The sequence below is a fragment of the Streptomyces sp. NPDC005483 genome (genome assembly GCF_040606035.1).
Lineage (GTDB): Bacteria > Actinomycetota > Actinomycetes > Streptomycetales > Streptomycetaceae > Streptomyces.
The window spans coordinates 1-21489 of record NZ_JBEXEA010000028.1; the positions used below are offsets into that span (position 1 = coordinate 1).

Genomic DNA, 21489 nt, shown 5'->3' on the forward strand with positions numbered 1-21489 from the left:
CCCCACCGAAGTGGTTCATCGTTCGACTTGCATGTGTTAAGCACGCCGCCAGCGTTCGTCCTGAGCCAGGATCAAACTCTCCGTGAATGTTTACCGGATATCCGGTGCACACACACGAGAGCGGAACGACCACCGGAATAAGGCGGTCGTTCACAGCGTCCTCGCTGTGTTTTTTCTTCAAAGGAACCTCATCTACGACCATGACGGCCGGAGACGGGGTATCAACATATCTGGCGTTGATTTTTGGCACGCTGTTGAGTTCTCAAGGAACGGACGCTTCCTTTGTACTCACCCTCTCGGGCTTTCCTCCGGGCGCTTCCCTTCGTTGTTCCAAACTCTATCAGTGTTTTTCCGGCACTCCGACCACCGTTCTGCAGGCATGCAGAAAGCGATCCGAGAGGGGATCTGACAAGTTGGATGCTGCCAGGCAAGGGCGCTTGGTCGCGCCGCTCAGCCTCAAGCAGAAGTACGACTGTACACGGGGCCTCGGAGGCGGTGCAAATCGATTGGGCTGGTGGTCTAGACCACCAGCCGGTATCTTCCATGCGGAACCCGCACTTCATCTGACATACGCTGCTGGGCAGAGCCGTCCGAGACAGGCAGTGACGGCCCGTATACGCAGCTCCACCCCTGGGAGGCTTCCCATGACCACCGTGACGTCCCCTCTAGCCGGACGCGCCATCGGACTGGCCGCCGTGCCGGATCCGGTCTTCTCCGGGGCCATGGTCGGCCCTGGTACCGCGATCGATCCCGTGCGCGAACCGTCCGAGGCCGTGGCGCCCGTGGACGGTGTGATCGTTTCTCTCCACCCGCACGCGTTCGTCGTCGTGGACGAGCAGGGGCACGGCGTGCTCGTCCACCTCGGCATCGACACCGTGCAGCTCAACGGTGAGGGCTTCGAGCTGCTCGTGAACAAGGGCGACACCGTCACGCGCGGTCAGTCGATCGTGCGCTGGGACCCGGCCGCCGTCGAGGCCGCCGGCAAGTCCGCGGTCTGCCCGGTCGTGGCACTGGAGGCCACGGCCGAGGCCCTCTCCGAGCTCCGAGACAACGGCGATGTGAAGGCCGGCGACAGTCTCTTCGGCTGGAAGTGACGTCAGTGCCGTCGCACGACGGCAAGTAGGGACGACAACCACCGCGGCGGCGGGGCCCGCCGCACTATCGGAGACGGGTGAGATGGAGACAACGCTGCGAGGCGTCGGCGTGAGCCACGGTGTGGCGATCGGCGAGGTTCGGCACATGGGAACGGCGGTGCTGGAGCCGCCTGCCAAGCAGATTCCGGCGGAGGACGCGGAGCGTGCACAGGGGCGCGCCCGCAAGGCCGTGGAGGCTGTGGCGGCCGACCTGATGGCGCGCGGCAATCTGGCGGGGGGTGAAGCCCAGGCGGTGCTCGAGGCGCAGGCCATGATGGCCCAGGACCCCGAGCTGATGGCGGATGTGGACCGGCGTATCGCCGTCGGCAGCACGGCCGAACGGGCCGTGTACGACGCGTTCGCCGCGTACCGCGAGCTGCTGGCGGGCGCCGGTGAGTACCTTGCCGGTCGCGTCGCGGACCTCGACGACGTGCGGAATCGTATCGTCGCCCGTCTGCTCGGGGTCCCCATGCCGGGTGTCCCGGACAGCGACGAGCCGTACGTTCTGGTGGCGCGGGATCTCGCGCCCGCTGACACCGCTCTGCTGGACCCGACGCTCGTTCTGGGGTTTGTGACCGAAGAGGGCGGGCCGACCAGTCACAGCGCGATTCTGGCGCGGGCGCTCGGTGTGCCGGCCGTCGTGGCGCTGCCGGGTGCCGGTGAGCTCGCCGAGGGCACGGTCATCGCTGTCGACGGGAGCACCGGCGACATCTTCGTGAACCCGAGCGACGAGAAGAAGGCCGAGCTGGAGGCCGCTGCCGCCGAGCGCAAGGCCGCGCTCGCCGCGTCGACGGGTCCGGGTGCCACCGCCGACGGTCACAAGGTTCCTCTGCTGGCCAACGTCGGTGGTCCGGCGGACGTGCCCGCCGCGGTCGAGGCGGGGGCCGAGGGTGTGGGTCTCTTCCGTACCGAATTCCTCTTCCTCGACGACAGCAAGAGCGCTCCGTCGGAGGAGAAGCAGGTCGAGGCCTACCGGCAGGTCCTTGAGGCGTTCCCCGAGGGGCGCGTCGTGGTGCGTGTCCTGGACGCGGGCGCGGACAAGCCGCTGGACTTCCTGACGCCGTCCGACGAGCCGAACCCGGCGTTGGGCGTGCGTGGTCTGCGGACGCTGCTGGACCACCCTGAGGTACTGCGGACGCAGCTGACAGCGCTCGCGAAGGCTGTCGAGGGACTGCCGGTCTACCTCGAGGTCATGGCCCCGATGGTGGCGGACCGTGCCGACGCCAAGGCGTTCGCCGACGCGTGCCGTGCGGCAGGGTTGCAGGCGAAGTTCGGCGCGATGGTGGAGATCCCCTCGGCCGCGCTGCGGGCGCGGTCGATTCTGCAGGAGGTCGAGTTCCTGTCGCTGGGGACCAACGACCTCGCGCAGTACACCTTCGCCGCCGACCGTCAGGTGGGTGCGGTGTCGCGGCTGCAGGATCCGTGGCAACCCGCGCTGCTCGACCTGGTCGCGCTGTCCGCCGAGGCGGCGAAGGCCGAGGGCAAGAGCTGTGGTGTCTGTGGTGAGGCCGCGTCGGACCCGCTGCTCGCGTGTGTGCTGACCGGTCTTGGTGTCACCTCGCTTTCCATGGGTGCGGCCTCCCTTCCTTATGTCCGGGCGACCCTGGCCAAGTACACGCTGGCGCAGTGCGAGCGTGCTGCCGCGGCCGCGCGGGCCGCCGACAGTGCCGAAGAGGCGCGCGGCGCGGCTCAGGCGGTGCTGTCGGGCGAGTAGCGGCGAATCGGTCGACTGACGGTTTCCGAGGGCGCTCCACCTGTGGGTGGGGCGCCCTCCTTGGGTTCAGTGGCGGTGGCGCGGTGTCCGTCCTTCCGGCCCGAGGTCGGGGGGCACGCAGTAGTCGACGTTCGATTCCGGGGAGATCAGGTCGCCGGAGTCGACGTCGGTGCAGTAGGCGTCGAAGACTTCTCCCGCGGTGAGGGGTTCGAGGCCGTCGTCGCGCAGGCGCCAGCCGTAGATGCGGTCGGTGGTGCCGGGGGCGCTGGTGCGCATGACGAGTCCGCCGGGGCACTGGGTGGCGATGCCGAGCGCGAGGACCGTGGTGAATTCGAGGGCTTCGGCCTCGTCGAGTTGTACGGCTCCGTCGGTGTTCTCGTCGGAGTGGAGGACGGCGACGAGGGTTTCCGGGGTGCCGGTGACGCTGCACACGAGGTGGTGTTCGCCCGGCAGGGCTGTGTCGAGGATCCGGACGAGGAGGTCCGAGGCGCGGGTGAAGGCCGCCCGGCCGATGTCCTCTCCGCAGGAACCGCAGGCGCCGAGACGGGCGAGGAGTGTGGTCGCGTACTCCCAGGTGGCCTGTCGGACGGCCTCGTCGACGAGGGCCGGCAGGAGGTCGGTGAGGGGCTGGCCCTCGTACGGGAGCGTCGGTCCCGTGTTGGCGAGTTCGGCCGTGAAGCGTGTGCGGCTGGACGGTACGTCCGGGTTCAGGCCTGTTTCCTCGCAGAACTCGGCGTACTCCTCGGGGTCGAACAGGGCGACGGTGGTGTGGCTGCCCTGTGCGGCGCGGGTCCTCAGCAGGTCCTCGACCTGCTGCAGGTAGGTTGCGTGGTCTTCGAAGGTGAAACTGCGGTAGCGCCGCATGGCGCGGAAGTCGTGTTCGTCGGTGAGCAGCCCGATGGTGCCGGCGATTTCGCGGCGCAGGACGCGTCGCATCGTCTGGTGGTCGGTGTGCGCCATCTTTCCCCCTGTGCGCAGTCGATCAATGCTCACTCACAGTAACCGGCGGCACTGACAATGAGGTGTGGGTGAGGTGTCCCCGGACCAGTAGGTGCTGGATTGCGCAGGTCAGAGCGATGGCTACGCCGAAGGTGGCGGAGAGCGGGACGGGGGCACGCCGCAGCGCAGGGTGAGAAGCGCTGAGGCGACGGAGGACAGGGCGTCGCCCGTGAGGAGCCACTGGTGGGGGGTGTTGGTGCCGAACGCCAGGGCCGCCGCCGCGGGCCGGAGCCCCGGGGCGAGCGGGATGGACGTGTGGGTGCCCGTGGTGAACGGGTTGCGGTCGTACGGCTGGTGGTCGCGGCCGGGGCCCGGTTCCGGTGGTCGGCCGGGCCGGGCGTGCGGATCACGGCCGCGGTGCGGGAGTCGGCCGATGCGGCGCGGCCGGCCTCGGACTTCGTCGGCGTGCTCGGCGAAGTCCGAGGCCACCTACGGTGGCTGACCGGCTCCGTCAGGCGCGTTTGCGGGCCAGGTCCTCGTAGAAGTGGAGCAGGTCGAGGTTGTCGATGGAGCCGGGGTTGACCGCCTTCTCCAGCGGGGTGCCCTGGAGGAGGCGCTTGACGGGGACCTCGATGCGCTTTCCGGTGAGGGTGTGCGGGATGCCGGGGACCTCGATGACCTCGTCCGGGATGTGGCGGGGTGAGAGGTTCTCGCGGATGGTCTGCTTGATGCGGTCGAGGAGTGCCTGGTCGAGGACGGCCCCCGGAGCCAGTTGCACGAACAGCGGCATCCAGTAGCCGCCGTCCGGCTGTTCGATGCCGATGACCAGGGATTCCTTGATCTCGGGCAGTCGCTCCACGGCCTCGTAGATGTCGGCCGAACCCATGCGGACGCCCTGGCGGTTGAGCGTCGAGTCGGAGCGGCCGTGGATCACGACCGAGCCACGCGAGGTGAGGGTGATCCAGTCGCCGTGCCGCCACACTCCGGGATAGGTGTCGAAGTAGCTGTCGTGATAGCGGCTTCCGTCGGGGTCGTTCCAGAAGCGGATCGGCATCGACGGCATGGGGTTGGTGACGACGAGCTCGCCGACCTCGTCGATCAGGGGCTTGCCGCTCGGGTCCCAGGACTGCAGGTCGGTGCCCAGGCCCGGGGCCTGGAGCTCGCCGATGTGGACGGGCAGGGTCGGTACGGCGCCCGCGAAGCAGGAGCACACGTCCGTGCCGCCGCTGACGGATGCGATCCAGAGGTCCTCGCGGACCTCGTCGTGCAGCCAGCGGAAGCCATCGGGCGGGAGCGGTGAGCCGGTGGTCGCCACGCACTTGACCTGGGAGAGGTCGAAGTCGCGTCCGGGGTGCACGTCGGCCTTGCGGCAGGCCATGACGTACGCGGCCGAGGTGCCGTAGAAGGTGGCGCCCGTGCGTTCGGCGACCCGCCACTGGGCGCCCGTGTCGGGATAGCCGGGGCTGCCGTCGTACAGGACGACGGTCGTGCCCGTGAGGAGGCCGGAGACGAGGAAGTTCCACATCATCCAGCCGGTGGAGGTGTACCAGAAGAAGCGGTCCTCGGGGCCGAGGTCACAGTGCAGGCCGAGTTGCTTGAGGTGCTCGACGAGGATGCCGCCCTGGGACTGCACGATCGCCTTGGGCAGGCCCGTCGTGCCCGAGGAGTAGAGCACCCACAAGGGGTGTGCGAAGGGCACCTGTTCGAAGACCGGCTCCGTGTCCGCGCGCGTGAGGGCGTCCCACTCCAGGGCGCCTTCAGGAGCCTCGGTGCCGAGGAGCGGGATGTGGACGACTGCGCGCAGGGAGGGCAGTTCGCGGCGGAGTTCGGTGACCGTCTCTCGGCGGTCGTGCTCCTTGCCGCCGTAGCGGTAGCCGTCGACGGTGAACAGGACGACCGGTTCGACCTGCTGGAAGCGGTCCAGGACGCTGCGGGCGCCGAAGTCGGGGGCGCAGGAGGTCCAGACGGCGCCCACGGCGGCGGTGGCGAGGAGGGCGACGACGGCCTGCGGGACGTTCGGGAGGTAGCCGCTGACGCGGTCGCCGGGACGGACGTCGAGGGCGCGCAGTTCGGCGGCCAGGGAGCCGACCTGGCGGCGCAGCTCGGACCAGGTCACCGGGGTCGGATCATGGGTCTCGTCGACATACAGGAGGGCGGGTTCGTCCGCGCGGGTCCCGGCCGCGCGCAGGGCGTGCTCGGCGTAGTTGAGGGTGGCGCCGGGGAACCACTCGGCGCCGGGCATCGAGCGGTCGCCCAGTACGCGCGCGTAGGGCGTCGAGAACCGTACGTCGAACCATTGCGTGGCGGCTTCCCAGAACGGCTCCAGCTCGTCCACGGACCAGCGGTGCAGTGCCGCGTAGCCTCCGTCGGCCGGGGCGCCATGGTGTTCGGCCGCCCATGCCTGGAACCTGGTGACCTGGGACCGGGCGATGCGCTGCGGATCTGGCTGCCAGAGCGGCTGGGGGTTCACGGTCGACATGGGGGCTCCCGGACTGTGCGCGTCGTGTGCGTCTCCCGCGCACGGGCCAGGGGTGTGCGCGTGACGCGGCTGACAGGGACGATGCCATGTGATCAACTTCTACGCCAGGGCGCGCCCCACATAGTCCGCGTCGTGAAGATGTGGCCCCGGCACGGGTGAACGGCAGTTGAACGGCACGCGCGGGTGAGGCAGTGAGTGGCAGGGTGAGCAGCATGAACGGTCGTGACCTGGTGCGTTCGGTGAAGGCGGTTGGTTCGGCGGGGGCGCCCCAGGGGCTGCGCACCGTGCGTGCCGCGTGGCGCAGGCGGCGTACCGACGCGCTCGGGTTGCCGGCGCGGGGGGCCGAGCGAGCGCGGGTGCCGGGGCCGGTACAGGACGTGGAGCCGGGTCCCGGCGGTGGTGTCGTCCGGTTCAGCCGCTCCGAGCTGCGGATCGTGGTCACGGTGAGCGGGGCGGTCTTCTGGGGGTGGGACGGGGCCGGGCCGGAGCCGTCGTACGCGCTCGCCGGCCGCTGCCCCGAGCCGGATCCGCGGGCGGTCCTGGAGCCGGACAAGGACGGCGGCTGGCGGGTCGTGGCCGAGCGGGCGACGGTCGTGGTGTCGCGGCACGGGGCGGTCGAGGTGCGTACGCCCGGCGGGGTGACCCTGCGCCGGGATCTGCCGCCCCGCTGGTGGGAGCCGGTGGGCGGGGGCGAGTCGCGCTGGATGCAGCGGTCGGAGGTGGCCGCCGACGCCCGGTTCTTCGGGCTGGGAGGCCGGGCCTCGGGGCCTCGGTTGCGGGACGGGACGTATCGGCTGTGGAACACCGACCCCGGCCGGGCGTTCGGGCCGGGAGACGATCCGCTGTACGTCACGATGCCGGTTCAGCTGGTGGTCGCCGACGCCGCCACCCATCTCGTGTTCCACGACACCTCGTGGGACGGCACCGTGACCTTGCGGGAGGGCGAGGAGGGCGCCGGCTCCGGACATGACCGGGCGGGGATGTCCGAGCTGCGGATAGCCGGCGGCCCGTTGCGCTGCTGGGTGATGGTGGGCACTCCCGCGCGCGTGCTGCTCGCCTGGGTCTCGCTGACCGGTGCGCCCGCGCTGCCGCCGTCCTGGGCGCTCGGTCATCATCACGCCCGCTGGGGCTTCGGCAGTGAGCAGGAGGTGCGGCGGATCGTCGCCGGGTACCTGGAGCGCGGTCTGCCGCTCGACGCCGTCCACCTGGACATCGACCACTACGACGAGCACCAGGTGTTCACGGTCGACCAGGAGCGTTTCCCGAAGCTGCGCCAACTGGCCGGGGACCTGCTGCGGGACGGGATCCGGCTGGTGTCGATCGTCAACCCGGCGGTCAAGGCAGCCCCCGGCAACGCCGTCCATGACAGCGGGACGGCCGTGGACGCCTTCGTGCGGGACGCCTCAGGGGGGCTCGTGGAGGGGGTCGTGTGGCCCGGTGAGGCGGTCTACCCGGACTTCACGGACGCACGCGTGCGTGCGTGGTGGGGGCGCCTCTACCAGGAGAGACTCACGGCGGGGTTCACGGGGTTCTGGCACGACATGAACGAGCCCACGTCCTTCAACGCGTTCGGGGAGTCCACCCTGCCGCGGTCGGCCAGGCACTCTCTGGAGGGCCGCGGCGGTGACCACCGGGAGGCGCACAACGTCTACGCCCTGTGCATGGCACGGGCCGGGTACGAGGGTCTGCGCGAACTGGTGCCGGACGAGCGGCCCTTCCTGTTCTCGCGTTCCGGATGGGCCGGCATGCAGCGGTACGGGGGTACCTGGTCCGGTGACGTGGCCACCGGGTGGCCGGGCCTGCGGGCTTCGCTGTCGCTCGTGATGGGGCTGGGGCTGTGCGGGGTGCCGTACTCCGGGCCCGACGTGGGCGGCTACGACGGGCACCCGTCGCCCGAGCTGTATCTGCGCTGGTTGCAGCTCGGCGCGTTTCTGCCGTTGTTCCGTACGCACGCGAGTCTGCGGGCGGGGCGCAGGGAGCCGTGGGAGTTCGGGGCCGAGGTGCTGGAGCACGCGCGCGTGGCCCTCGTGGAGCGCCGGCGGCTGCTGCCGTACTTCCGGACGCTCGCACAGCTGGCCCGGCGGACCGGCGCGCCCTATGTGCGGCCCTTGTGGTGGTCCGCGCCCGAGGACCGCGCCCTGCGGGACTGCGAAGACGCCTTCCTGCTCGGTGACTGCCTGCTCGTGGCACCGGTGCTCGATCCGGGAAGCGACCGGCGTGCGGTGCAGCTGCCGCGGGGGCGCTGGTACGACACGACCACGGAGCAGATGTACGAGGGGCCGGGACAGGTTCTTGTGGACGCTCCGCTGTCGCGGATCCCGGTGCTCGCGCGCGCGGGCGCCGTCGTCCCGGTGCGCGGGGACGACGGTGGTCTCGAACTGGAGGTGTGGGCGCCCGCCCGCGGACGGAGCGGGGGCGGGCTGGTCGTCGAGGACGCGGGCGACGGTTGGGACGAGCCGGAGATCGAACGTTACGTCGCCCGCTGGGAGGGCCGGAAGGTGGTCGTTCAGAGGGAGGGCGAGGACGGCTTGAGCGAGCCGTCCCGCCCGGTGCGGCTGCGCGGGCTGGGAGCGCGCTGAGACTCAGATGTAGCGGCCCTCGAACCAGGCCCGTACGGCCAGCGTGTGCAGCGGGAAGGCCAGCTCCTCCGGCCTGCGCAGGAGGTGCCAGCCCTCCGTCTCGTCCGTGGTGGCGGACTGCGGCAGGCCGTCGGCGGGACGCTCCGGCAACACCCCGAACAGCAGCAGGTGGCCGTCGGTCGAGCTCAGCGCGTCGACGAGCCGTACGTCGCGGCTCGCCGCGTCGATGCCGGTCTCTTCCTTGAGTTCACGGACCAGGGCGTGCCGCCAGTCCTCGCGGTCGTCGATGTATCCGCCGGGCAGCGCGACACCTCCGCGCGCGGGGGCGATGGTTCGGGTGATGACGACCAGGGCCGTGCCCTGTGTGTCGTACACGGGCTGGAGTGCGACGGCGACCGGCAGGGGGTTGCGGTAGGCCACCGTGTCGCAGACGGGACAGGTGCGGGGCCAGCCCGCGACACCCTCTCCGTAGGGCGCTCCGCAGCTCGAACAGTGGGAGCCCGGCGCGGAGTTGGGGGTGGAGTGCTGAGTTTCGGACACGCCGCGGACTGTATCCGATCATCAGTGCTCCGGTTCCGTTGGGCCCTCTGCCTCTTTGCGGCCGCCCGTGCGACACTTCTGACGTTCCGTCAATTCCGTTCCCGGGGAGGGACTTTGCCGCGCACGCGCACGCCTGTGGTCGCCGGGTGGTTCGCCGGTGACGGAGACGACTTCACGCTTCTCGGGACCCGGTGCTCCGCCTGCGCCTCGGTCTTCTTCCCGCGCGAGGACGGCCATTGCCGCAACCCCGGATGCGGCGGTGGGGATCTGGCGGAGATTCCCCTTTCGCGGCGCGGTCGCGTCTGGTCGTACACGGACAGCCGGTACCGGCCTCCGTCACCCTATGTGACCGATCCGGAACTTCCGTGGGAGCCGTACACGTTGATCGCTGTGGAGCTGGCCGCCGAGCGGATCGTGGTGCTGGGGCAGGCGGTTCCCGGGGTCACCGTCGCCGATCTGACGGTGGGCGCGGAGGTGGAAATCGCCCCCGGTGTGCTTCATGAAGACGGGGAGACGGTCTGGACGACGTGGCAGTGGCGGCCGACGGGGGTGACGGCATGACGGGAGAGGTGGCGGTGCTCGGCGCGGGCATGCACCCGTGGGGCAAGTGGGGGCGCGGTTTCGTCGAGTACGGCGTGGCGGCGGCTCGGGCGGCGCTGGCCGACGCCGGCCTGGAGTGGCGGCACGTCGGATCGATCGTCGGCGCGGACACCGTGCGGGGCGGTTATCCGGGCTATGTGGCGGGGGCGACCTTCGCCAGGGCGCTGGGCTGGCAGGGGGCCCGGGTCGCCAGCGTGTACGCGGCATGCGCCTCCGGGGCGCAGGCGGTGGCCGCCGCGCGGGCCCAGATCCTGGCCGGACTGGCGGACGTGGTGCTGGTGGTGGGCGCCGACGCGGCTCCGAAAGGGTTCTTCCGGCCCGCGGGCGGCGACCGGCCCGACGATCCTGACTGGCTGCGGTTCCGGGTCCTGGGGGCGACCAACCCGACCTACTTCGGGCTGTACGCGCGTCGGCGCATGGCCGTGCACGGGGACACGGTGGAGGACTTCGCGCAGGTCAAGGTGAAGAACTCGGCCCTGGGCGCACTGAATCCGTACGCGCGGTACCGGAAGCGGGTCAGCGCGGACGAGGTCGCGGCATCCGCCGTGGTGGCCGATCCGCTGCGGCTGCTCGACATCTGCGCCACCTCGGACGGCGGGGCGGCGCTGGTGCTGTCCAGCATGGAGTTCGCGCGTCGGAGGGGCGTGGCGGAGCCCGTGCGGATCAGGGCGGTGTCCACGGTGACGCCGACGTATCCGAACACAGTGCTGGATCTGCCGGACATCGCGACGGACTCCGCCGCCGCGGTCGAGCCCGCCGCCGAGACGTTCCGCGCGTCGATCGCCCGCGCGGCCTACGAGGAGGCCGGTGTCGGGCCGCGGGATCTCTCCCTCGCCGAGGTCTACGACCTGTCCACCGCCCTGGAGTTGCAGTGGTATGAGGACCTCGGGCTGTGTGGGGAGGGCGAGGGGGCCAAGCTGCTGCGCGAAGGAGAGACGGCGCCGGGCGGGCGCATACCCGTCAACATGAGCGGCGGACTCGCCTCCTTCGGTGAGGCGGTGCCGGCCCAGGCCATCGCCCAAGTGTGTGAGCTCACCTGGCAGCTGCGGGGCGAGGCGGGTGTCCGCCAGGTCGAGCACGCGCGCGCGGGGATCACCGCGAACCAGGGGCTGTTCGGGCACGGGTCGGCGGTGATCGCCGTGCGATGACCGGAGTGCGACGACCGGAGTGAAAGGGGTTCCCACACGCTGTGTGAGCGGCCCGGAATCCTGCGTGAACGTCTCATGAACTGCGCTTGGGCGTGCGCGCATGACGCCATCATGCTTCCGTGCGCTCCTGGACGGACACTCTCCGCTTCGCCTTCCAACCCGTGGTCAATCTGGCCACCGGCGCAGTCGCGGGGCTGGAGATACTCGCCCGCCCGGAGACCGGCGACATCCTCGCGGAGGCCCGCCGCGACCCCGAACTCGACGGGCAGCTCGCCGTGTTGGCGGTGCGGGCGGCGGCCCGCAGGGAAACCCTGCTGCCGCTGCACGTCAACGTGTTCGCGGGCACGCTCGCCGACCTCGGCGGACTCACCCCCCTGCACCACGCGGTCCGTGAGGTGGGGCGGATGCCGTGGGAGGTCACCCTCGACGTGGGCCCGCCGTACACGCATGTGCCGCACCAGGCACTGCTGGAGGCGCTCGCGGAGTTGCGGGGACAGGGCTTCCGGATCAGCGCGGACGGCGTCGGGGACGGGGACGTACCGCTGAGACTGCTTGTCGACATGTCGCCCGACCTCGTGAAGCTCGACGCGTCGCTGCTGGTCCGGCCGTCGGCGGTACGGGCGATGCGGACCCTGTGCGACGAGCTGGGAGCGCTCCTGTGCGTGGAGGGGGTGGAGACGGAACTGCAGTACGGGGCCGCGCTGTCGGCCGGGGCGCAACTGGCACAGGGCGCGCTGTTCGCGCCGCCGTCCCGGCTTCCCGCGGCGGAGGTGTACGTCCCGCCCCGCTCGCCCGCCGATGCGGCGCCCCCGCGGTCCGGCCCCTCGGTACGGGAGTTCGTGCGCCCCGCCGCGCTGTTGCCGGCCACCGTCTCCGCGGGGCAGGTGCGGGCACTGCTGACCGGTTCGCCCGACGTGTCCGGGGTGCTGCTCGTGGACCGGGACGGGGTGCCGTTCCGGTCGGTGCACCGGTCGCGCTTCCTGCTGTCGATGTCGGGGCGCTACGGACACGCCCTGTACGCCGACCGCCCCGCGGCCAAACTCGGCGATCCGCCGCGGACGGTGGGGATCGACGCCACCGCGTGGGAGGTCCTGGACGTGGTCGCCGTCGGCGGCCGGGACCGTACGTCGGACGACGTCGCCGTCGTCGACCGGTACGGGCGCTGCGTGGGAGTCGTACGGCTCGCGGACCTCGTACGGGCGCTGAGCGAGACGCGGGTGGAGGAGGCGGTCGGGCTCAACCCGCTGACGCGGCTGCCCGGTTCGGACGCGATCACGGGCGAGGTGGACCGGCGTATCGCGGCCGGGCGGACGTTGACGCTGAGCTGGCTGGACATCGACCACTTCAAGCAGGTCAACGACGGGGCGGGGTTCGCGGCGGGCGACGAGCTCATCCGCGAGGTGGGGCGGGCGCTGCAGCAATCGGCGACCGGCACCGCGCGCGTGGGACACATCGGCGGCGACGACTTCCTGGTACTGACGGACCTGGAGGAACTGGCTCCGCTGGCCGCCTCCCTCCTGGACGCGCCCTGGGCCGCGGGCGGACGGCCCGTGACGCTGTCCCTGGCCACGGTGGTGTGCCTGCCGGGCAGTGTTGCGGGCCACCGGGAGGCGGCCGCATGTCTGGCGCCGCTGAAGAAGGCCGCGAAGGCGCTCAACGGGGCGAGTTGGGTCGTGGGACGGGCGGGGCTGCCGGGGCACGAGATCCGGCGGGGGACGGGGGCGCAGGCGGCCTCGACGGGGTATGCGGTAGCGGAGCCGGGGCCGGGCTGAAGAGCGGCCGGGAGGACGCCGCACTGGCCGCACAGGGCCGAACGGGGCTCGACCGACCGTGCGCCCGTCGATCAGGGCGGTTCGGAGGCACACGCGGCCTCGACCGCGTATGCCGTGGCGGAGCCGGGGACGGCCTGAAGGGGAAACCGGGAGGACGCCGTAGTGGCCGAACGGGGCTCGACCGACCTGCGCCCGTCGACCAAGGCGGTTGGGAGCACAGGCGGACTCGACGGGGTATGCCGTGGCGGACCCGCGGACGGCCTGAAGAACGGCCGGTAAGGCGCCGTTCTGTTCGGACAGGGTCCGAACAGGAGGTCGGTCGGCCCTGCGCCCGTCGACCGAGGCGGTTCTGCCGCCCGTCCCAACCGTTGCCGTCGCCGACCTTGACGCTCCCCGGGGCCCGGTGAACACTTCGGGTGTCGGTCGACATCGCCGTACATTCTCGGCGTTCCAGGCACCACGCCGCGCGGGCCCCCATGAGCCAAGGCCCCACCCCCCACGGGCGATTCGGCTGCGACGGCACGCTCGTCGCGGACGCCGGGCGGGGCGCGGGATCCTCCCTGCCCCCGGGCAGTTCGCCAAGGGAACCGCAACCCTGCACGGTGGACCGGGGCGGGAATGTTCCGGGCCAGGGCCTAGGAGCCGCCATGAGCAACGGAGACGTATTCCTCGGTGAGGTCATCGGTACGGCGATTCTGGTCCTCTTCGGCGCCGGCGTGGTCGCCGCCGTCGTTCTCAACTACTCCAAGGCGAAGGACGCCGGCTGGGTCGTCATCGCGTTCGGCTGGGGCTTCGGCGTGCTGGCCGGGGCGTACACCGCCGCGCCCCTGTCCGGCGGGCATCTCAACCCCGCCGTGACCATCGGGATCGCCGTCGACACCGGGGACTGGGACCAGGTGCCGGTCTACATCGCCGGGCAGATGGTCGGCGCCATGCTCGGGGCGGTCCTGTGCTGGCTGACCTACTACGCGCAGTTCCGGGCCAACGCCGAGGAGGAGCTCGCCCAGCCGACGCTCGGGATCTTCTCCACCGCGCCCGCGATCCGCAATCCGGTGGCGAACCTGGTCACGGAGATCATCGCGACCGTCGGCCTGGTCCTGCCCATCCTCGCCTTCGGACTCACCAAGGGTCTCGGCGAGTCCGGTACCGCGGTCCTCGTGGTCGCCTTCCTGGTGGTCGGCATCGGCCTGTCGCTCGGCGGGCCCACCGGGTACGCCATCAACCCGGCCCGTGACCTGGGCCCGCGCATCGTCCACACCCTGCTGCCGATTCCCAACAAGGGCACCTCGGACTGGGGTTACGCGTGGATCCCGGTGGTGGGACCCCTGATCGGCGGGGCGCTGTCCGGGGTCATCTTCAACGCAGCCTTCTGAAAGACAGCCCTTGTGACACGCAGCCCTTGTGAAGCACGCCTTGTGCAGGAACCGACGAAGGGGACGTCATGACCGACAAGTTCGTCGCCGCCATCGACCAGGGCACCACCTCCAGCCGCTGCATCATCTTCAACCAGGACGGCGCGATCGTGGCCGTCGACCAGCGCGAGCACCGCCAGATCTTCCCCAAGCCCGGCTGGGTGGAGCACGACGCCACCGAGATCTGGTCCAAGGTGCAGGCCGTGGTCGCCGGGGCGATCGCCAAGGCCGGGTTGCGCGCCGACCAGCTCAGCGCCCTGGGCATCACCAACCAGCGTGAGACGACGGTCCTGTGGGACCGCGCCACGGGCAAGCCCGTGCACAATGCGATCGTGTGGCAGGACACCCGCACCGCGGCCCTCACCCACCAGCTCGGCGGCTCGGACGGGCAGGACCGGTTCCGCGAGCAGACCGGCCTGCCGCTGGCCACCTACTTCTCGGGGCCGAAGGCGGCCTGGCTGCTCGACAACGTGCCGGGTCTGCGCGCGCGTGCCGAGAACGGCGAGATCGCCTTCGGCACCATCGACTCCTGGCTGATCTGGAACCTCACCGGCGGCACGGACGGCGGGCGGCACGTCACGGATGTGACCAACGCCGGGCGGACCATGCTGATGAACCTGCAGACCCTCCAGTGGGACCAGTCGATCCTGTCCGCGATGAACGTGCCCGAGGCCGTCCTACCGGAGATCAGGTCGTCCGCCGAGGTCTACGGCACCGCGGTCGGCCAGCTCGCGGGCGTACCGGTGGCCTCCGCGCTGGGCGACCAGCAGGCCGCCGTGTTCGGTCAGGCGTGCTACGACGTGGGCACGGCGAAGAACACCTACGGCACGGGGTCCTTCCTGCTGCTCAACACGGGCAACCGGCCGGTCCCGTCGAAGAACGGGCTGCTGACGACGATGGGCTACAAGATCGGCGATGAGGCGCCGGTGTACTGCCTGGAGGGTTCGATCGCCATCACGGGCGCCCTGGTGCAGTGGTTCCGCGACCAGCTCGGCATCATCCGTACCGCCGACGAGATCGAGCCTCTTGCCGCGAGCGTCGAGGACAACGGCGGCGCGTACATCGTGCCCGCCTTCTCCGGTCTGTTCGCGCCCTATTGGCGCTCTGACGCGCGCGGTGTCGTCACCGGTCTCACGCGGTACGTCACCAAGGCGCATCTCGCGCGGGCCGTACTGGAGGCGACGAGCTGGCAGACGCGCGAGGTCGTGGACGCCATGTACCAGGACTCCGGGGTGCAGATCACCACCCTGAAGGTGGACGGCGGCATGACCAAGAACAACCTGCTCATGCAGCACCAGGCGGATGTGCTCGACGTGCCGGTGGTCCGGCCGATGGTCTCCGAGACGACCTGCCTGGGCGCCGCGTACGCCGCCGGGCTCGCCACAGGCGTGTGGAACGACCTGGACGAGCTGAAGTCCCACTGGCGGAAGGACGTCGAGTGGACGCCGAACATGGACGCGTCCGTACGGGACCGCCAGTACCACAACTGGCGCAAGGCCGTGGAGAAGAGCTTCGGCTGGGAGGAGGACGGCGAGAACTAGGCACGCGCGCGTGGCGCTGTGAAGCCGCGGCCCGTACCCCTGTCGGCGGGGGTACGGGCCGCACCCCCCGGCTCAGCTGGAGACGGTCTGCCGGCGCTGTGCCGAGTACGCCATCGCGTGCTGGACGACGCCTACGAGCACGTCCTTGACCGACTGCTTGTCCCGGGCGTCGCACAGCACGATCGGTACGTCGTCGTCGAGGTCGAGGGCCTGCCGTACGTCGTCCTCCGGGTAACGGATCGCTCCCTCGAAGCAGTTGACACCGACGATGAACGGTATGGAACGCCGCTCGAAGTAGTCGATCGCGGCGAAGCAGTCCTCCAGGCGACGCGTGTCGGCGAGCACGACGGCTCCGAGGGCGCCCTCGGAGAGCTCGTCCCACATGAACCAGAACCGTTCCTGTCCGGGTGTGCCGAACAGGTACAGCACCAGGTCCTCGCGCAGGGTGATGCGCCCGAAGTCCATGGCGACGGTGGTGGTGCGCTTGCCCTCGACACCGCTCGTGTCGTCGACCGGGCGCCCTGCCTCGGTGAGCAGTTCCTCGGTGCGCAGCGGTCTGATCTCGCTGACCGCGCCCACGAACGTGGTCTTTCCCACGCCGAAGCCGCCGGCCACGAGGATCTTGAGCGTGACGGGCTCGACCGGGGGCTTTCCGCGCTCAGAACGCCCGAAGATCATGGGTCTCTTCTCCTGCTTGCTGGGGGGTGTCGTTCAGGCGCGGGCCGGAGGTCGTTCACAGGGCCCGGAGGCCGTTGATCACGTCACGCAGGATGCTCTCGTCCGGAAGCTCCGCGGGGGGCACCGGTCGGTTCACATGGACCCACTCCGAGGCGACGAGATCGCCTATGAGGACCCGTACCACCCCGATGGGCAGGTCGAGTTCGGAGGAGAGCTCGGCGACCGACTGCGGGGTGTCCCGGCACAGGTCGACGATGTCCACGTGCTCGGGGGACAGCGAGTGGTCCCCTTCGGGATCGTCCGAGTGGGGTTCGGCCACGACGACCGCGATCAGGTCGAGACGGTGCTGACCGGCACTTGTGGTGCGGCCGCGTGTCATGGCGTACGGACGGACCACCGGTCCGGCCTCGTCGTCGAACCAGTGGCTTCTTCCCTGACCGTCTGTGCTCATGTCATCTCACTACCCGCCCTGAGGCAGATCGGTGCGCGGGGCGGCACCGAGATGTGCGCCGACCCGCTTGACCAGGAGCGTCATCTCGTACGCGACGAGACCCACGTCCGAGTCGGCGTCCGAGAGGACGGCGAGGCAGCTGCCGTCGCCCGCGGCCGTCACGAACAGGAACGCGTCGTCCAGTTCCACGACCGTCTGCCGGACGCTGCCCGCCTCGAAGTGCCGGCCCACGCCCTTGGCCAGGCTGTGGAACCCGGAGGCCACGGCGGCCAGGTGCTCGCTGTCCTCGCGGGTCAGGTCCTGGGACACGCCGGTCGGGAGGCCGTCGCTGGAGAGCACGAGGGCCTTGCGGATGCTCGCGACACGCTCCACGAGGTCGTCGAGGAGCCAGTTGAGCTCGCCGGACTTGTCGGTCGCCTTCGGTGCGGTCATCGACCGTCCCCCTTAGTCGTTCGTTGTGGTGCTGTGCCGCCGGACGTGTCGTCGACCACGGCGTTCTCCTCACGGCCGCGCTGCCAGCCCCGTTGGAGCGAGGCCATTCGGCTGCGTACCTCGTCGGCGTCCCGCTCGGCGGGTTCCGCCTGGTTCTGGGGGCGCCGCTCCGGGGCCTGCTTGAGCTGCGGGGCCAGGCTGGCCTGTCGTACCCGGCGCGGCAGCGGAGCGCTGCCGGAGCCGGCGGGCCCGCGGGCGGCGCCGAGGGGCGGCCTGCCCGAGCCGGATGCCTGGGAGGCACCGCGGGCGGACTCGCCCCATCCGGGTCGTACGACGCCGCCCGGGGCGGAGCCGGCAGCGCCGTCCCTCCCGTGGGCGTCCACGGCCGGACCCACGGCGCCGAGAGGGGACGTACCCGACTCCTGCCCGCCGGTGGCATCGGTGGCGGAGTCGTCCACGGCCGGGCCGCTCGACGCGATTTCCGCACGCCGGGTGCGCCGTGGCAGAGCAGGGGCTCCGGGGGCCCCGCCGAGTTCACGACCAGGGGACGCCGATGGGGCCGGTGTCTGCGTCAGTTCGTCGAGGCGGTCGGCCACGTCGGTGCTGCGGCGCAGGGCGGCGGCACGGCGGCGGCTCGGCAGGGTCGGCGGTTCGGAGCGCGTGGGCCCCGCCGAGGGAGTGGTCTGCGGCCGGGAGGCGCCCGGGCCGATGGCGGGCGGCAGGTCCGTCTCCCCGCGTCCGGGCCGCTCGTCGGTGACGGGGCGTCCGTGGGAGCTGACCAGCTTGGGGGTCCGCCGGCGGGACAGTGACACCGGGGCGCCCGGGCCGTCGTCGCCGAGGTCCGCCCCGTCGGCTCCGGGCGCCGCGTCCTCGACCTGGGCCAGGGAGCGGCGCGGTCGGAACAGTCCGCCGCGCTCACTGTCCTCGGACTCGAGCACCCCCGGAAGGTCGCTCAGGGTGTCCAGGTCGACGGGAGCCTCCAGTTCGACCGGGCCGTCCAGGATCGCGGGCGGCATACCCGGCAGCTGGGCCGGTCCCCTGGTGAGCGAGACGCGCTGGGCCTGCTCCAGTTCGGCCTCCTTCGACGGCCGGGGGCGGTCGAGGCGGAAGCCGATGCCGTTGGTGTCGGGGACGTCGTCGGTCAGCAGCGCGTCGGGGATGAAGACGACCGCCGTCGTGCCGCCGTACGGCGAAGGCTGCAGCGAGACCCTGACGTTCTGCCGCTGGGCGAGCCGGCTGACCACGAACAGCCCCAGGCGGTCGGTGTCGGACAGTTCGAACTCGGGTGTCTCGGCGAGCCGGAGGTTGGCGTCCAGCAGCGCGTCGGCGGCCATGCCGAGTCCGCGGTCGTTGATCTCCAGGGTGAAGCCGTTGGCGACGCGCTCACCCAGGACCTGGACGGCGGTGTGCGGCGGGGAGAACACCGTGGCGTTCTCCAGGAGTTCGGCCACGAGATGGGTGAGGTCCGCGACGGCCGGGCCGGTCACGGCCACCCTGGGCAGCCTGCGGACCTCGATGCGCTCGTAGTCCTCGACCTCGGCGACGGCGGCGCGCACGACGTCCATGAGCTGGACGGGTTTGCGCCACTGCCGGGAGGGGGCGGCGCCGGAGAGGATCACCAGGCCTTCGGCGTGCCGGCGCATACGGGTCGTCAGGTGGTCGAGGCGGAACAGGTCGGCGAGTTCGTCGGTGTCCTCGGTGCGGCGCTCCATGGTGTCGAGCAGGGTGAGCTGCTTGTGCAGCAGCACCTGGCTGCGCCGGGCGAGGTTGACGAAGACCTCGGAGACGCCGGCGCGCAACTCGGCCTGCTTGACGGCGGCTTCGACGGCGGCGCGCTGGAGGGTGTTGAGGGCCTGGCCGACCTCGCCCATCTCGTTCTTGTCGTACTCCAGGCGTGGGACCTCGGTCTCGATGTCGACCTGTTCGCCCACCGAGAGGCGGCGCATCACGCTGGGCAGCCGTACGCCGGAGGCCTCGTGGGCCTCCAGGCGCAGTTGCCTCAGGTCGCGGATGAGACCGCGGCCGACCCGCACGGACAGGACCAGCGAGAAGAGCAGGGCGATCAGGCCGAGGACGCCGACGGCGGCGGCCTTGACGATGACGCCCATCGCGTCCGGCCGGACACGGTCCTGCAGGCGGTCGCCCGCCTGGTCGTCGAGCTTGGCGAGTTCGTCGAGCACACCGCCCGCGGCGGCGTCCCAGCTCTTGGCGCTGACGCTGCCGGTCGTGCCGGGCTCCGCGGTGGAGACGGACTTCTCGGCGGAGCGCAGCGGAGCGGTGCCGGCGTTCTTCCAGAAGCGTTCGTAGCGTTCGCGCTCCGAGGCCGGCAGCACTCCCAGACTGATGTCGTACATAAGGGCCCGCTGGGCGACGAGGTCGGAGACGTCACGGATCTCGTCGCGGGTGAGCTTCCCCACCACGAGGCCGGAACCGAGGAGGGCGTCCTCGCGGGAGAGCAGTTCGCGGGCACGGGTGATGTTGACCAACGCCCGCGCCTGCTTGTCCAGTTCGACGTTGTCGATGCCGTCGAGGGTGGCGAGGAGGGCGTAGGCGGGGTCGACGAGGCGGTTGTACTGGTCGAGGGCCTGAAGCCTGGAGACGGTGCCGTCCTCGACACTCCGGCGCAGCGCGTCGATGCCGTCGAAGGCGTCCAGGACGGCGGTGAGGCGCTCGTCGTCGTCCTGGTCGAGGCCGTCGCGGACATCGGGATCGTGCGCGTTCTTCCGGAACTTGGCGATGGCGTCGTCCGAGGCGTTCCTCGTGGTGCGCAGCGCGGACAGGGCGTCCGACGCGCGCGGGTCGGCCAGGTAGACGAGCGTCTGGCGGCGTTCCTGCTGGAGCACGCGCACGGTGTCCTCGATGGGATAACCGAGCTTCTCCGTGACGGTGGACACCTGGAAGAGCTGGGCGACCTCACGTCCCGTCAGTGCCGTGGCGAAGCCCCAGACCGCGATCAGGGACACCAGCGGCACGAGAAGCAGCGCCACGATCTTCCGGCGGATGGACTTCCCGCGAAAGCGCATGGCCTCCCCCAGCTCGACCCCCGCCGGCCGGGGGTACACATGTACGTCAACAAACGGCGCGAGCCTACTACCGACGCACACGTAACTTGAAGTTGCGTCCGGAACACGAACTTCCGCTCCGGAATCGAGACATGGGGAGTTGTCCCCCCATTGCGGGAGATTGCCTCCTGCGACCTGGTGGTCCGTGTCCGACCGGAACCGATCGGCCAGGGTGGGCGGTTGGCTGGATTTTTTCGTTTCTTTGACATCGCGGGGGAATCTTGAAGAGGTCTTGTTCGTCCTTCTCTTCGGGAAATGGCGGTGGATTCGGCCACAGGAGCCGCATCTGCAACTGGGCGGCGTAAAGCAGCGCAAGCCGGGCAGCCACCTTTGAAGCCCGGTTCACGGACACCGGGACGAGGGTCTGCGGGCGGTGGGGAGTGACACGGTGATGGGCACGGCGGAACGACAGCAGGCGCCGGGAACCGGCGTGGAGACAGCGAGTCCGGCGCCGCCGCGGCGCCCCGATACCCGGCGTCTCGGCATACCGTCGGCGGCGGCCGCGCCCAGCGGGCGGGGCGCGGCCCGGGAGGAGCCGTACCGGCCATTGTGGGTCGAGGAGCCCGCGCGCAGGCGTCGGCTGCCGGACCCGGTGCGGACCTCCGCGGTACGGGCGGTGCTGATCATCGCGGTGACCCTGCTTCAGGCGATGGTGGCCTTCCTGTGCACCCTGGCAGGTTCCTGGCTGGCGTTCCCGATGGTGCTGAGCAGTGTCGCCAGCACCGTCGTGGCCACCTGGGGCGCCCTGGACGTCTGGGTGACCCGCCAGGTGTGGAACCAGCGCCACGGCGTGGTGTCGACCCCGAGCAGCACCGCGCGTGCGCTGCGGCGTGAGCGGCGCAAGGCCAGGCGGCAGGCGCGGCTCACCGAGCGGGCCCAGGCCCGGATACGGCGGCAGGGCGGCAGCAGGGGACAGCTGTCCCACTCCTGAGTCCGGCGAGCGTGCCCGCTCCGCGGAGCCGCGTACCGGACGCGGCTCCGCGCCCCTTATGGAGTCACGGGCGCCGGA

Annotated in this window: 17 protein-coding genes and 1 rRNA gene; 9 read left to right on the top strand and 9 right to left on the bottom strand. The window is 71.0% G+C overall.

Going from position 1 to position 21489, the window contains the following annotated elements; genetic code table 11:
• Positions 1–87: ribosomal RNA gene (locus ABZT06_RS37575) — 16S ribosomal RNA — on the bottom strand; the annotation flags it as partial.
• Positions 88–644: 557 nt separating this feature from the next.
• Between ABZT06_RS37575 and ABZT06_RS37580 the strand changes: the two genes are divergently transcribed.
• Together ABZT06_RS37580 and ptsP are read left to right on the top strand one after the other, a co-directional pair.
• The gene (locus ABZT06_RS37580) at positions 645–1094 is read left to right on the top strand and encodes a PTS glucose transporter subunit IIA (protein WP_355751661.1); all 450 of its coding nucleotides are present in this window, start codon (positions 645–647) and stop codon (positions 1092–1094) included.
• A gap of 82 nt (positions 1095–1176) precedes the next feature.
• On the top strand, positions 1177–2847 hold the full coding sequence (ptsP, locus tag ABZT06_RS37585; RefSeq protein WP_355751662.1) for a phosphoenolpyruvate--protein phosphotransferase: 1671 nt from the start codon (positions 1177–1179) through the stop codon (positions 2845–2847).
• A 66-nt stretch (positions 2848–2913) separates the two neighbouring features.
• Here ptsP and ABZT06_RS37590 read toward each other — a convergent pair whose 3' ends face one another.
• The 3 genes from ABZT06_RS37590 to ABZT06_RS37600 all read right to left on the bottom strand — a co-directional run bounded on the left by ABZT06_RS37590 (position 2914) and on the right by ABZT06_RS37600 (position 6265).
• Positions 2914–3807 carry a hypothetical protein gene (locus tag ABZT06_RS37590; protein ID WP_355751663.1) on the bottom strand — a complete coding sequence of 298 codons (894 nt, stop codon included), beginning with the start codon at positions 3805–3807 and terminating at the stop codon, positions 2914–2916.
• Positions 3808–3927: 120 nt separating this feature from the next.
• On the bottom strand, positions 3928–4275 hold the full coding sequence (locus tag ABZT06_RS37595; RefSeq protein WP_355751665.1) for a hypothetical protein: 348 nt from the start codon (positions 4273–4275) through the stop codon (positions 3928–3930).
• Between the two features lie 22 nt (positions 4276–4297).
• Positions 4298–6265 carry an acetoacetate--CoA ligase gene (locus tag ABZT06_RS37600; protein WP_355751667.1) on the bottom strand — a complete coding sequence of 656 codons (1968 nt, stop codon included), beginning with the start codon at positions 6263–6265 and terminating at the stop codon, positions 4298–4300.
• Between the two features lie 212 nt (positions 6266–6477).
• Between ABZT06_RS37600 and ABZT06_RS37605 the strand changes: the two genes are divergently transcribed.
• Positions 6478–8844: a TIM-barrel domain-containing protein gene (locus ABZT06_RS37605; RefSeq protein WP_355751669.1), complete on the top strand. Its 2367-nt coding sequence runs from the start codon at positions 6478–6480 to the stop codon at positions 8842–8844.
• 3 nt (positions 8845–8847) lie between these two features.
• On the opposite strand, the gene ABZT06_RS37610 is transcribed toward ABZT06_RS37605, so the two are convergent.
• Entirely contained in the window at positions 8848–9384 is a 537-nt protein-coding gene (locus ABZT06_RS37610; RefSeq protein WP_355751671.1) for an NUDIX domain-containing protein, read from the bottom strand.
• Between the two features lie 135 nt (positions 9385–9519).
• Between ABZT06_RS37610 and ABZT06_RS37615 the strand changes: the two genes are divergently transcribed.
• From ABZT06_RS37615 to glpK, 5 genes are all read left to right on the top strand, one after another.
• Positions 9520–9945, top strand: coding sequence for a zinc ribbon domain-containing protein (locus tag ABZT06_RS37615; RefSeq protein WP_355751833.1), 426 nt, complete (start codon positions 9520–9522; stop codon positions 9943–9945).
• Positions 9942–11132: a lipid-transfer protein gene (locus ABZT06_RS37620; RefSeq protein ID WP_355751673.1), complete on the top strand. Its 1191-nt coding sequence runs from the start codon at positions 9942–9944 to the stop codon at positions 11130–11132. Before ABZT06_RS37615 ends, ABZT06_RS37620 begins: the two co-directional genes overlap by 4 nt.
• Before the next feature lie 119 nt (positions 11133–11251).
• The gene (locus ABZT06_RS37625; RefSeq protein ID WP_355751675.1) at positions 11252–12904 is read left to right on the top strand and encodes a GGDEF domain-containing protein; all 1653 of its coding nucleotides are present in this window, start codon (positions 11252–11254) and stop codon (positions 12902–12904) included.
• A 647-nt stretch (positions 12905–13551) separates the two neighbouring features.
• Positions 13552–14277, top strand: a complete 726-nt coding sequence (locus tag ABZT06_RS37630; RefSeq protein WP_355751677.1) for an MIP/aquaporin family protein — start codon at positions 13552–13554, stop codon at positions 14275–14277.
• 68 nt (positions 14278–14345) lie between these two features.
• A complete protein-coding gene (gene glpK / locus ABZT06_RS37635; protein ID WP_355751679.1) occupies positions 14346–15857 on the top strand; it encodes a glycerol kinase GlpK in 1512 nt (503 codons plus the stop codon).
• A gap of 72 nt (positions 15858–15929) precedes the next feature.
• Here the strand turns inward: glpK and ABZT06_RS37640 are convergent, their stop codons facing one another.
• The 4 genes from ABZT06_RS37640 to ABZT06_RS37655 are packed head-to-tail and all read right to left on the bottom strand — an operon-like array spanning position 15930 to position 20441.
• On the bottom strand, positions 15930–16535 hold the full coding sequence (locus tag ABZT06_RS37640) for an ATP/GTP-binding protein (RefSeq protein ID WP_355751681.1): 606 nt from the start codon (positions 16533–16535) through the stop codon (positions 15930–15932).
• 55 nt (positions 16536–16590) lie between these two features.
• Positions 16591–16986 (bottom strand): DUF742 domain-containing protein, encoded by a 396-nt coding sequence (locus tag ABZT06_RS37645; protein ID WP_355751683.1) that lies wholly within the window; start codon positions 16984–16986, stop codon positions 16591–16593.
• Between the two features lie 9 nt (positions 16987–16995).
• On the bottom strand, positions 16996–17418 hold the full coding sequence (locus tag ABZT06_RS37650; protein ID WP_053850301.1) for a roadblock/LC7 domain-containing protein: 423 nt from the start codon (positions 17416–17418) through the stop codon (positions 16996–16998).
• The gene (locus tag ABZT06_RS37655) at positions 17415–20441 is read right to left on the bottom strand and encodes a nitrate- and nitrite sensing domain-containing protein (protein WP_355751685.1); all 3027 of its coding nucleotides are present in this window, start codon (positions 20439–20441) and stop codon (positions 17415–17417) included. The genes ABZT06_RS37650 and ABZT06_RS37655 overlap by 4 nt, the downstream gene beginning before the upstream one ends.
• Before the next feature lie 430 nt (positions 20442–20871).
• Between ABZT06_RS37655 and ABZT06_RS37660 the strand changes: the two genes are divergently transcribed.
• On the top strand, positions 20872–21411 hold the full coding sequence (locus tag ABZT06_RS37660; protein WP_355751687.1) for a hypothetical protein: 540 nt from the start codon (positions 20872–20874) through the stop codon (positions 21409–21411).
• Positions 21412–21489 lie beyond the last annotated feature (78 nt).

Coding starts and splice junctions, on each gene's coding strand:
- ABZT06_RS37580 (WP_355751661.1), top strand. CDS start 645: ATGACCACCGTGACGTCCCCTCTAGCCGGACGCGCCATCGGACTGGCC.
- ptsP (WP_355751662.1), top strand. CDS start 1,177: ATGGAGACAACGCTGCGAGGCGTCGGCGTGAGCCACGGTGTGGCGATC.
- ABZT06_RS37590 (WP_355751663.1), bottom strand. CDS start 3,807: ATGGCGCACACCGACCACCAGACGATGCGACGCGTCCTGCGCCGCGAA.
- ABZT06_RS37600 (WP_355751667.1), bottom strand. CDS start 6,265: ATGTCGACCGTGAACCCCCAGCCGCTCTGGCAGCCAGATCCGCAGCGC.
- ABZT06_RS37605 (WP_355751669.1), top strand. CDS start 6,478: ATGAACGGTCGTGACCTGGTGCGTTCGGTGAAGGCGGTTGGTTCGGCG.
- ABZT06_RS37620 (WP_355751673.1), top strand. CDS start 9,942: ATGACGGGAGAGGTGGCGGTGCTCGGCGCGGGCATGCACCCGTGGGGC.
- ABZT06_RS37630 (WP_355751677.1), top strand. CDS start 13,552: ATGAGCAACGGAGACGTATTCCTCGGTGAGGTCATCGGTACGGCGATT.
- glpK (WP_355751679.1), top strand. CDS start 14,346: ATGACCGACAAGTTCGTCGCCGCCATCGACCAGGGCACCACCTCCAGC.
- ABZT06_RS37640 (WP_355751681.1), bottom strand. CDS start 16,535: ATGATCTTCGGGCGTTCTGAGCGCGGAAAGCCCCCGGTCGAGCCCGTC.
- ABZT06_RS37645 (WP_355751683.1), bottom strand. CDS start 16,986: ATGAGCACAGACGGTCAGGGAAGAAGCCACTGGTTCGACGACGAGGCC.
- ABZT06_RS37650 (WP_053850301.1), bottom strand. CDS start 17,418: ATGACCGCACCGAAGGCGACCGACAAGTCCGGCGAGCTCAACTGGCTC.
- ABZT06_RS37655 (WP_355751685.1), bottom strand. CDS start 20,441: ATGCGCTTTCGCGGGAAGTCCATCCGCCGGAAGATCGTGGCGCTGCTT.
- ABZT06_RS37660 (WP_355751687.1), top strand. CDS start 20,872: ATGGGCACGGCGGAACGACAGCAGGCGCCGGGAACCGGCGTGGAGACA.